The 10,160-nt window shown below is 49.9% G+C and carries 10 protein-coding genes; 9 read left to right on the top strand and 1 reads right to left on the bottom strand.

Translation table 11 applies throughout. From position 1 onward, the window contains the following. From HMPREF1051_RS03765 to ftsZ, 6 genes are all read left to right on the top strand, one after another. The coding region (locus tag HMPREF1051_RS03765) for a DUF6348 family protein (protein WP_003764622.1) at positions 1–388 on the top strand (388 nt) is incomplete at its 5' end. A gap of 287 nt (positions 389–675) precedes the next feature. Beyond that, entirely contained in the window at positions 676–2,085 is a 1,410-nt protein-coding gene (murC, locus tag HMPREF1051_RS03760) for a UDP-N-acetylmuramate--L-alanine ligase (protein WP_003764619.1), read from the top strand. A gap of 149 nt (positions 2,086–2,234) precedes the next feature. Beyond that, on the top strand, positions 2,235–3,149 hold the full coding sequence (locus HMPREF1051_RS03755; protein ID WP_003764621.1) for a D-alanine--D-alanine ligase: 915 nt from the start codon (positions 2,235–2,237) through the stop codon (positions 3,147–3,149). Then, on the top strand, positions 3,139–3,864 hold the full coding sequence (locus tag HMPREF1051_RS03750; RefSeq protein ID WP_003764624.1) for a cell division protein FtsQ/DivIB: 726 nt from the start codon (positions 3,139–3,141) through the stop codon (positions 3,862–3,864). The genes HMPREF1051_RS03755 and HMPREF1051_RS03750 overlap by 11 nt, the downstream gene beginning before the upstream one ends. 80 nt (positions 3,865–3,944) lie before the next feature. Next, a complete protein-coding gene (ftsA, locus tag HMPREF1051_RS03745) occupies positions 3,945–5,189 on the top strand; it encodes a cell division protein FtsA (protein ID WP_003757231.1) in 1,245 nt (414 codons plus the stop codon). Between the two features lie 223 nt (positions 5,190–5,412). Beyond that, the gene (ftsZ, locus tag HMPREF1051_RS03740) at positions 5,413–6,603 is read left to right on the top strand and encodes a cell division protein FtsZ (RefSeq protein ID WP_003757229.1); all 1,191 of its coding nucleotides are present in this window, start codon (positions 5,413–5,415) and stop codon (positions 6,601–6,603) included. Positions 6,604–6,961: 358 nt separating this feature from the next. Here the strand turns inward: ftsZ and ubiG are convergent, their stop codons facing one another. Then, positions 6,962–7,681 carry a bifunctional 2-polyprenyl-6-hydroxyphenol methylase/3-demethylubiquinol 3-O-methyltransferase UbiG gene (gene ubiG / locus HMPREF1051_RS03735; protein WP_003764617.1) on the bottom strand — a complete coding sequence of 240 codons (720 nt, stop codon included), beginning with the start codon at positions 7,679–7,681 and terminating at the stop codon, positions 6,962–6,964. A 60-nt stretch (positions 7,682–7,741) separates the two neighbouring features. Here ubiG and HMPREF1051_RS15435 point away from each other — a divergent pair, with 60 nt between their 5' ends. From HMPREF1051_RS15435 to HMPREF1051_RS14180, 3 genes are all read left to right on the top strand, one after another. Then, the gene (locus HMPREF1051_RS15435) at positions 7,742–7,867 is read left to right on the top strand and encodes a hypothetical protein (protein WP_003764615.1); all 126 of its coding nucleotides are present in this window, start codon (positions 7,742–7,744) and stop codon (positions 7,865–7,867) included. Positions 7,868–8,088: 221 nt separating this feature from the next. Continuing rightward, entirely contained in the window at positions 8,089–9,018 is a 930-nt protein-coding gene (locus HMPREF1051_RS03730) for a hypothetical protein (RefSeq protein ID WP_003764625.1), read from the top strand. 846 nt (positions 9,019–9,864) lie between these two features. Then, a partial coding sequence (locus tag HMPREF1051_RS14180; protein WP_003764616.1) for an ESPR domain-containing protein occupies positions 9,865–10,160 on the top strand: 296 nt, incomplete at its 3' end.

Raw genomic sequence — 10,160 nt, 5'->3', positions numbered from 1 at the left:
TCCCAATGAAAACCATTGTCCGCACGAAATTTGGACGGCACGCAATGGCAATCGTTTTCAAGCGATTTTGGGGGACTGGGTAACGAAAAATTTGGTCGAAGACACTGACGGCGGTGATACGGAAACAATCGGCAACATCATCCCCGAAGCACTGGAAAGCACGCTGCAAACCATCATCTGCCATCAAAACCTCAAAGCACAATATCATTTAATCCGCTTTTTCTACGCCCAATCCGACAATGTTACGATGAACGTGGAATTTATGGTTGACAACCAAGAAGATGCCGCTGAAGAAGAAAAACAGCTTGCCGGTCTCCCTTGGTTGCGCAGGGAAGCCTATTACAGCGTACGCCGTTGCATCATGCTCAAGCCCTTGGATTCGGTATAAGGCTATTGAAACTGTCAAAATCAACCCGTCTGCAAGATTTCAGGTCGTCTGAAAGCGGTTTTCAGACGACCTTATGTTTTGTTTTTGCTGGTGTTTTGGTAGCTGAAGTCGAGTTTAAAAATGGGTAATTCGCCGCTGAACGAAACCTCTTTTTTACCCATATTGCCACCAATGTGAAATCCTGTATGCCGAAACATCTTTAATTTACAAGAAAACTATGGCGCAGAAGCGGATAGCCCTTTAAAATAACGCCTTTACGCATCGAAAATCCACCGGAACGCAACATCATGATGAAAAATCGAGTCACCAACATCCATTTTGTCGGTATCGGCGGCGTCGGCATGAGCGGTATCGCCGAAGTCTTGCACAATTTGGGCTTTAAAGTTTCCGGTTCGGATCAGGCGCGAAATGCGGTTACCGAGCATTTGAGCAGCTTGGGTATTCAAGTTTATCCCGGTCATACCGCCGAACATGTTAACGGCGCGGATGTCGTCGTTACCTCTACCGCCGTCAAAAAAGACAATCCCGAAGTCGTCGCTGCGCTGGAGCAGCAAATCCCCGTCATTCCGCGCGCCCTGATGCTGGCGGAACTGATGCGCTTCCGCGACGGCATCGCCATTGCCGGTACGCACGGCAAAACCACGACCACCAGCCTGACGGCGTCCATCCTCGGCGCGGCAGGTCTCGACCCCACTTTCGTTATCGGTGGCAAACTCAATGCCGCAGGTACCAACGCCCGTTTGGGCAAAGGCGAATACATCGTCGCCGAAGCCGACGAGTCCGATGCGTCCTTTCTGCATTTGACCCCGATTATGTCCGTCGTCACCAATATCGACGAAGACCACATGGATACCTACGGACACAGCGTCGAAAAACTGCATCAGGCGTTTGTCGATTTTATCCACCGTATGCCATTCTACGGCAAAGCATTTTTGTGTATCGACAGCGAACACGTCCGCGCGATTTTGCCCAAAGTGAGCAAGCCCTACGCGACTTACGGCTTGGACGATACCGCCGATATTTACGCGACCGACATCGAAAGCGTCGGCGCGCAAATGAAGTTTACCGTTCATGTCCAAATGAAAGGACATGAGCAGGCGCCGTTTGAAGTCGTGTTGAATATGCCCGGCAGACACAACGTCCTCAATGCCTTGGCAGCCATCGGTGTGGCGCTGGAAGTCGGTGCATCCGTCGAAGCGATTCAGCGCGGCTTGCTCGGTTTCGAAGGCGTCGGCCGCCGCTTCCAAAAATACGGCGACATCAAGCTGCCCAACGGCGGAACCGCGCTGTTGGTGGACGACTACGGGCACCATCCCGTCGAAATGGCAGCGACCCTCTCCGCCGCACGCGGCGCGTATCCGGAAAAACGTTTGGTGCTCGCCTTCCAGCCGCACCGATATACCCGCACGCGCGATTTGTTTGAAGACTTTACCAAAGTCCTCAATACTGTTGACGCACTGGTGTTGACCGAAGTTTATGCCGCCGGCGAAGAGCCGATTGCCGCCGCCGACTCCCGCGCCCTTGCCCGCGCCATCCGCGTATTGGGCAAACTCGAGCCGATTTACTGCGAAAACGTCGCCGACTTGCCTGAAATGCTGTTGAACGTTTTACAGGACGGCGACATCGTGTTGAATATGGGCGCAGGCAGCATCAACCGTGTACCTGCTGCGATGCTGGAGTTGTCGAAAAAAGCCTGAGGCGGAAATTTTATCGTGATGCCGCGATAGCCGCCCGATGAAGCGATGTTCCATCGGGTGGGCAAGCAAGATTAAGGTCGTCTGAAAACCCGATTCGTTTTCAGACGACCTGTATCAAAAAATGAAGTAATCAAGAAAGAACAAAAACAATGCAGAATTTTGGCAAAGTAGCCGTATTGATGGGCGGCTTTTCCAGCGAACGCGAAATTTCGCTGGATAGCGGTGCCGCCATTTTGAATGCCTTAAAAAGCAAAGGCATAGACGCACACGCCTTCGATCCTAAAGAAACGCCCTTGGCGGAATTGAAAACCCAAGGTTTCCAAACTGCTTTTAATATCCTCCACGGTACTTACGGCGAAGACGGTGCCGTTCAGGGCGCGTTGGAATTGTTGGGCATTCCTTATACCGGCAGCGGTGTCGCCGCTTCAGCCATCGGCATGGACAAATACCGCTGCAAACTGATTTGGCAAGCCTTGGGGTTGCCCGTTCCCGAGTTTGCCGTTTTGCACGAAGATTCCGATTTCGATGCCGTCGAACAGCAACTCGGCTTGCCCATGTTCGTCAAACCGGCAGCGGAGGGCAGCAGCGTCGGTGTTGTGAAAGTCAAAGAAAAAGGTCGTCTGAAAAGCGTTTACGAAGAATTGAAACACCTTCAAGGCGAAATCATTGCCGAGCGGTTCATCGGCGGCGGCGAATATTCCTGCCCCGTGTTGAACGGCAAGGGCCTGCCCAGCATACACATCATCCCTGCGACCGAGTTTTACGACTACGAAGCCAAATACAACCGTGACGACACTGTTTATCAATGTCCGTCCGAAGACTTGAGCGAGGCTGAAGAAAACCTGATGCGTTCCCTGTCCGTCCGCGGGGCGCAGGCAATCGGGGCAGAGGGCTGCGTGCGCGTCGATTTCCTCAAAGATACCGATGGTAAACTTTATCTCTTGGAAATCAACACGCTGCCCGGCATGACGAGCCACAGTTTAGTACCGAAATCTGCCGCCCATACTGGTGTGGATTTTGCCGATTTATGCATTGAAATTCTGAAAACCGCACATGTGGGATGACGCAAGCGCACTGGGTCGGCTGACCCGCTGGCTGTTGCTGCTGATGGCATTGCTGCTCATCGGTACCTGCATAGCCTGGCTATACAACTCCAATCATTTTCCCGTCAAACAAGTGTCCATACAGGGCAAGCTGACTTATTCGGACGGGAAAGCACTTCAGCGCGCCGCTCAACAGCACACGCACAGCAATATTTTCCGTGCCGATTTGGACGGTATTCAGGCCGCCTTTCAAAAGCTGCCGTGGGTAGATTCCGCCATGGTGCGCCGCCGCTTTCCCGATACCGTCGAAATCCATTTGACCGAGCGCGTGCCTGTTGCCCATTGGCGCAGCGGCGGTTTGGTCGATTCCAAAGGCAATGTGTTTGACGCCCAGCTCAAAGCCAAGCTGCCAATCTTTGAAGGACAGCCGGGTACGGGCAAAGACATGGTCAAACATTACGAAGAATTTTCCGGCATACTCCGCCGGCAAAATCTGGCGATTAAAGAACTGATTTATACGCCGCGCTCCGCCTGGTTGGTGGTCTTGGATAACGGGATTACCGTCAGACTGGGAAGGGAAAACGAAATCAAACGCTTACAACTTTTCGCCGAAATTTGGCCGACGCTGTTGCGTAAAAATCAAAATCGGTTATCCTACGTTGATATGCGGTATAAAGACGGATTTTCCGTGCGTTACACATCAGAGACGCCGTCTGAAAGTGTTTCAGACGACTAAAGCCAAGCAAACGGCGTGAAGCAAACTATTGCCAATACAGACAAATAGTTATAACTCCAGCGAAATAACGAGCAAATATAATGGAACAACAAGGTAAATATATCAGTGCCCTCGATATCGGCACATCCAAAGTCATCGCCCTGATTGGCGAAGTACAAGACGACAACGAAATCCACATCGTCGGACTCGGACAGGCACCGTCCCGCGGCCTTAAAGCAGGCATGGTAACCAACATTGACGCGACGGCCCAAGCCATTCAGCAGGCAGTCAATGAAGCCGAATTGATGGCAGACACCAAAATCAGCCACGTTACGACCGGTATCGCGGGTAACCATATCCGCAGCTTGAATTCGCAAGGGGTTGTCAAAATCAAAGACGGCGAAGTTTCGCAAGCCGACATTGACCGCGCCATCGAAACCGCTAAAGCCATCAATATCCCGCCGGATCACAATATCCTGCATACCGTGGTGCAAGAATACATCATCGACAACCAGCCCGGTGTCAAAGAGCCTATCGGTATGAGCGGCGTTCGACTCGATACCCGCGTACATATCATTACCGGTGCCAATACCGCCCTGCAAAACATCCAAAAATGTATCCATCGTTGCGGTTTGCAAATGGACCAAATCATGCTTCAGCCTTTGGCGAGCGGTCAGGCTGTTTTGACTGAAGACGAAAAAGATTTGGGCGTATGCGTCATCGACATCGGCGGCGGTACGACCGATATTGCCGTTTATACCAACGGCGCCATCCGCCATACTGCCGTGATTCCCGTGGCGGGCGATTTGATTACCAAAGATTTGGCACAAGCACTGCGCACCCCGCACAGCGCTGCCGAATACATCAAAATCCACTACGGCGTGGCGATTCCCGATATGGACGGCTTGGACGAAATGGTCGAAGTTCCCAGCGTCGGCGACCGCCAACCCCGCCAGATTTCCCGCCGCGTTTTGGCAAGCGTCATCGGTCCTCGCGTCGAAGAAATCCTAGAGTTGACCCTTAACGAATTGCGCCGTTCCGGCTTCCCTGAAGAAGTCCTCACATCGGGCATCGTTCTGACTGGCGGCGCATCTATGCTGACCGGCATCGTTGAGCTTGCCGAAGAAGTATTCGCCTTGCCTGCACGTATCGGCGTACCTCAGGAAATGGGCGGCGTATCCGAACGCATCCGCAATCCGCGCTATTCAACCGCCATCGGTCTTTTGCAGGCGGCAAGGGGAGAGGAAGACGGCGCGCCGGTGACCGGTGCGATTGTGGTTCACGATCAGACTGAAAAAATCAGTCTGTGGGCAAAACTGATGAAATTCTTTAAAGACAATTTCTGATTGTTCCGTTACTTGCTTACAGGGAAAATGAATTGCTGTCGGAATAGTTCCAATCGCAATAATTAAAAACTTGTGTGCTTTCGTTAAAAAATGTAGTAAAAAAATAACGGTAATGGTGAATGAATAAGAAGTATTTTGCCAGCGTCGGAATACTTCTTATATAATACGGGTAATATCTAAATTTTTGGACCGTCCTCGATGCAGGGCGCGCAGGAGTATTTGAATGGAATTTGTTTACGACGTAGCTGAATCAGCCGCAAGCCCTGCGGTCATCAAAGTAATCGGCTTGGGTGGCGGCGGTTGCAACGCTATTAACAACATGATTGCCAACACCATCCAAGGTGTTGAATTTATTAGTGCCAATACTGATGCACAATCTTTGGGTAAAAATAACGCAGCCAAGCGCATCCAATTGGGTACTAATCTGACCCGTGGTTTGGGTGCGGGTGCCAATCCTGAAATCGGCCGTGCTGCGGCACAAGAAGATCGCGAAGCCATCGAAGATGCTATTCGCGGCGCGAATATGTTGTTCATCACCACCGGTATGGGGGGCGGTACCGGTACCGGTGCGGCTCCTGTGGTTGCCGAGATTGCCAAAGAAATGGGTATTCTGACCGTTGCAGTCGTTACCCGTCCGTTCGGCTACGAAGGCAAACGCGTACACATTGCCCAAGAAGGTTTGGAGCAGCTTAAAGGTCAAGTAGATTCATTGATTATCATCCCGAACGACAAACTGATGACTGCATTGGGTGAAGACGTGACCATGCGTGAAGCGTTCCGTGCGGCGGACAACGTCCTGCGTGATGCCGTAGCCGGTATTTCCGAAGTAGTTACCCGTCCCGGTTTCATCAACCTTGACTTCGCCGACGTTAAAAACGTAATGGGCATCAAAGGTATCGCCATGATGGGTTCCGGTTTTTCCCAAGGCATCGACCGCGCCCGTTTGGCAACCGAACAAGCGATTTCCAGCCCGTTGCTGGATAATGTGACTCTGGATGGCGCGCGCGGCGTATTGGTCAATATCACTACCGCTCCGGATTGCCTGAAAATGTCCGAATATCGTGAAATCATGAAAGTGGTTAACGAGAATGCGCATCCTGAAGCAGAATGCAAATACGGTACTGCCGAAGATGACAACATGGGCGAAGACGCTATCCGCGTAACCATTATTGCGACCGGTTTGAAAGAGAACGGCAGCGAAAACCAAATGCGTGCGGCTGTCCGCGCACAAAAACTGGTTAGCGGAGTCGATGATTCCCATGTTCAACAACCGGGTAGTGTAGAAAGTTTGGTAAGAACCAACCGCGGTATTCGCTCCATGAATCTGACTGCGGCAGATTTCGGCAATCAGTCTGTTTTAGATGATTTTGAAATTCCTGCGATTTTGCGCCGTCAGCACAATCCTGATAAATAATCGATAAAAAGCCTGCTTTAAGCAGGCTTTTTCGTTTCTATATTTGTATCTGTACAATGTAGAGCGTAGTTTTTGAAGGATTCAAAAGGGGTAGGGTGTTGATATCTTTTGATAGTCTCGAGTGAATATGAATCTATCGATGCGATTTGGTTTTTGGGTTTTGTCAGGGCGCTCCCGTTTTAAAGCTGGATTTCCGTTTGTTTGGAAACAGCGGTCTTTATTTGCGGGAAGTCCGTTTCAAAAAATTGAATTAGAGAAGCGGGCAAGCTGCATTGGTGAGAAGTTGAAAAGAGGTCGTCTGAAACGTTCCTAAACGTAAGTTTCAGACGACCTCTTATCATGATTCGGACAGGCAACTTTAAACCGGGCGGCAGGCAATCATATAATTCACTTCTGTCGAGTCGCATAAAGAATAGCGGCGGGTCAAAAGATTGTAGGTCATGCCTTTGGTGTCGATAACGTCCAAACCTGCCTGCCTGCACATCCGCGCCAGCTCGGCGGGCGTGATGAATTTTTGCCAATCGTGCGTCCCTTTGGGAACAAAGTTCAACACATATTCCGCACCGACAATCAGATGGAGATAAGATTTAGGGTTGCGGTTGATGGTGGAGAAAAACACCATACCGTCAGGCTTCACTAGCTCCGAACAGGCTTTGACGATGGCGGCGGGATCGGGAACGTGTTCCATCATTTCCATACAGGTTACAACATCGAAACTGTGCGGCTGTTCGGCAGCAAGGTCTTCGACGCGGATGCAGCGGTAATCGATATTGTCCACCCCTTCGGCAGCAGCATGGGCTTGGGCGGTTTGCAACGACTTTTCCGCCATATCGATGCCGATAACGTGCGCCGCGCCGCGTGTTGCCATGCTTTCCGACAAAATCCCGCCGCCGCAGCCGACATCCAAAACACGCTTGCCCGCCAATTGCGCGAACGAGTCTATATAGCCCAAGCGCAGCGGATTGATGTCGTGCAAAGGTTTGAACTCGCCGTTTTTATCCCACCATTTATCCGCAATTTGGCTGAATTTAGCGATTTCGTCCGCATCGACGTTGTGTTGTCCGGCTGCTTCCATCATGATTTTCCTGATTTGGATTTCGGGTTGAAGAGGGTTTCGATTTTATAGCAAAGCGGCAGGATGGAACAGAGACAAACCGCCGCCAGCCGCCAAAAAGGTCGTCTGAAAACGCCGCTTACCCTTTTCAGACGACCTTTGACTTGTTTTTACCCCTTCCGCCTTGTTTGCCGCGACCTTTCCCATTAATTTATAGTGGATTAAATTTAAATCAGGACAAGGCGACGAAGCCGCAGACAGTACAGATAGTACGGAACCGATTCACTTGGTGCTTCAGCACCTTAGAGAATCGTTCTCTTTGAGCTAAGGCGAGGCAACGCCGTACTGGTTTAAAGTTAATCCACTATATATCAAGTCCTCCTCGCATTGCCGAAACAGCAAGCCCCGACCTTCACCAAAAAGAAAACCCAATGAAACCATTTATCCGCGCCGCATCCCTACTCTTCCTTGCCACCGCCTCCACGCTTGCCTTCGGCAAAGACTTTATCATTTACGACCGCATGGACTACGTCGGCAAACCCGACCTGACCGCCGACAAATTGTCCAAAGTATTCCTGATTTACGAATCCGAGCTGGTGATGCCCGACCCTGCCGGCAAGCGCAAACACGGCGTATTGAACGAAAAACGCATCCGCGAATTGGCGCGCCAATCCTATCGCGAAGGCTATCGCACCATTTCCACCGATATCGAAACCTGGTTTGCCGAAAAAGACGGACAAATCCTCACGCCTCAGGAACTTAAAACCGATTTTGCCCGTATGTACCGGATTTTCAAAGAAGAAAATCCCCGTGCCTACATCAGCAACTACGGCTTGCCCGATGAACACCTGCACGCCATCCGCTACTACCAAGCTCAGGCGAACAACGAGGCAGTGTTGGCAAAATGGCGGCAGTTCAGCAAACGCCGTCAGATGAGCGCAGCCATCAGCGACTATGCCAATCCCGTGTTCTACATCACCACGCCCGATTTGGCGCAATGGGAAAAAGATGTCCAAACCACCGTTGCCGAGATTAGAAAGCGCTATCCCGACAAAAAAATCATCGGCTACCTCTGGCCGCAATATTATTCCGCGAGCAACAGCCCGTATTTCAAACAATTTATCGATGCCGAACGCTGGCAGAAAATGCTCGAAATCAGCAGCAAATATATGGACGGCGTGATTATCTGGTCGGACAAGCGCGATGAAAACCATCAAATCGTCCGCTGGAACGACCCACGCATACAGGCAATCATGCGCGCGACCAAATCCTTTATCGCGGCGCACCCCAAAGACATCGCCGTCGAAACATTGCAGCCGCCGACATTATCCAAATCATTGAAAAACAGCAAATTGAAATAAAACAACGCATTTCCTGCCGTTAATTTAATAGAGAAAAGCATGACGGCGGGCGGATAAATCCACTAAGCAAAAAGGTCGTCTGAAACCCAAAATTTAGGTTTCAGACGACCTTTTTGTCGCAATGGCGGTTTTGTTGCTTATTAATCCAATCGGAAAAAATGGGCGGTTGTGATATAGCGTGAAATATAGTGGATTAACTTTAAATCAGGACAAGGCGACGAAGCCGCAGACAGTACAGATAGTACGGAACCGATTCACTTGGTGCTTCAGCACCTTAGAGAATCGTTCTCTTTGAGCTAAGGCGAGGCAACGCCGTACTGGTTTAAAGTTAATCCACTATAACAGGGAGAGTGATGTCTATGATCTTGTTGCAGTTTATTTTCAGACGGCCTTTTTTCAAAATTCGCTTACGGCATTTTTTCATTTTAGTATAAATGCTTTATGGAAGTCTGAAAGCATGAATCAGATATGCCATCTTTGGCATGGTAATTGCAGGATAAAGGTCATAGTTCTATATTGTTTAGTAAATAAATGTTAATTTTAAAAGCAAAGTTATGGATTATCGGAACTTTTTCTAAATAAACGGTAAGGTTAATTAGCTTAAAACACTATTTCCCAAGATATAGGTATGTTCTAAAAATTGTATCTAAGTGACAATTAACGTCAGCTTGATTGGATTTCAATAATATATAAACAAAATAAATGAATGCCTGCCTCATAAAATCCGCGTGTGCCTGAAGAAGAAGATTCAGCGGCGGGGCAGTGCGGGGAGTACGTCTTATTTTGATTGTATATGCTTGAATTCAATCTGATATTTTTTAATAAATCCAACCAAGAGAGATTGTTATGAATAAGATTTTCAAAGTTGTATGGAACCGTACCATCGGCTCTTTCGTCGTTACTTCCGAATTGGCGAAGGGACGTGTCAAATCAAGCAGCGAAGGTGCTGAAGGAGATGTGCGCGCCTCAGAGGAAGGTCGTCTGAAAACCTTATTCAGGCTGACCGCGTTGAGTGCGGCATTATTGGGATTTTCCGAAGGGGCTTGGGCGGTGATTGCGTCTCCTGCTGCAGTTGCAAATGGCTCGGGTGGTGAAACTGCGGTCAATGGTGCTCATGCTAATGGTACAGGCGCTGTTGCAGT

Origin of the sequence: Neisseria sicca VK64 (assembly GCF_000260655.1) — a bacterium.
Taxonomy (GTDB): domain Bacteria; phylum Pseudomonadota; class Gammaproteobacteria; order Burkholderiales; family Neisseriaceae; genus Neisseria; species Neisseria sicca_B.
The sequence above is the reverse complement of the archived record's forward strand: the minus strand, read 5'-3'. Positions and strand labels throughout refer to the sequence as shown.

What these genes read in the sequence shown, in the direction of transcription:
- HMPREF1051_RS03755 (WP_003764621.1), top strand. Translation starts at nt 2,235, where the DNA reads ATGCAGAATTTTGGCAAAGTAGCCGTATTGATGGGCGGCTTTTCCAGC.
- ubiG (WP_003764617.1), bottom strand. Translation starts at nt 7,681, where the DNA reads ATGATGGAAGCAGCCGGACAACACAACGTCGATGCGGACGAAATCGCT.
- HMPREF1051_RS03750 (WP_003764624.1), top strand. Translation starts at nt 3,139, where the DNA reads ATGTGGGATGACGCAAGCGCACTGGGTCGGCTGACCCGCTGGCTGTTG.
- ftsA (WP_003757231.1), top strand. Translation starts at nt 3,945, where the DNA reads ATGGAACAACAAGGTAAATATATCAGTGCCCTCGATATCGGCACATCC.
- ftsZ (WP_003757229.1), top strand. Translation starts at nt 5,413, where the DNA reads ATGGAATTTGTTTACGACGTAGCTGAATCAGCCGCAAGCCCTGCGGTC.
- HMPREF1051_RS03730 (WP_003764625.1), top strand. Translation starts at nt 8,089, where the DNA reads ATGAAACCATTTATCCGCGCCGCATCCCTACTCTTCCTTGCCACCGCC.
- HMPREF1051_RS15435 (WP_003764615.1), top strand. Translation starts at nt 7,742, where the DNA reads ATGGAACAGAGACAAACCGCCGCCAGCCGCCAAAAAGGTCGTCTGAAA.
- murC (WP_003764619.1), top strand. Translation starts at nt 676, where the DNA reads ATGATGAAAAATCGAGTCACCAACATCCATTTTGTCGGTATCGGCGGC.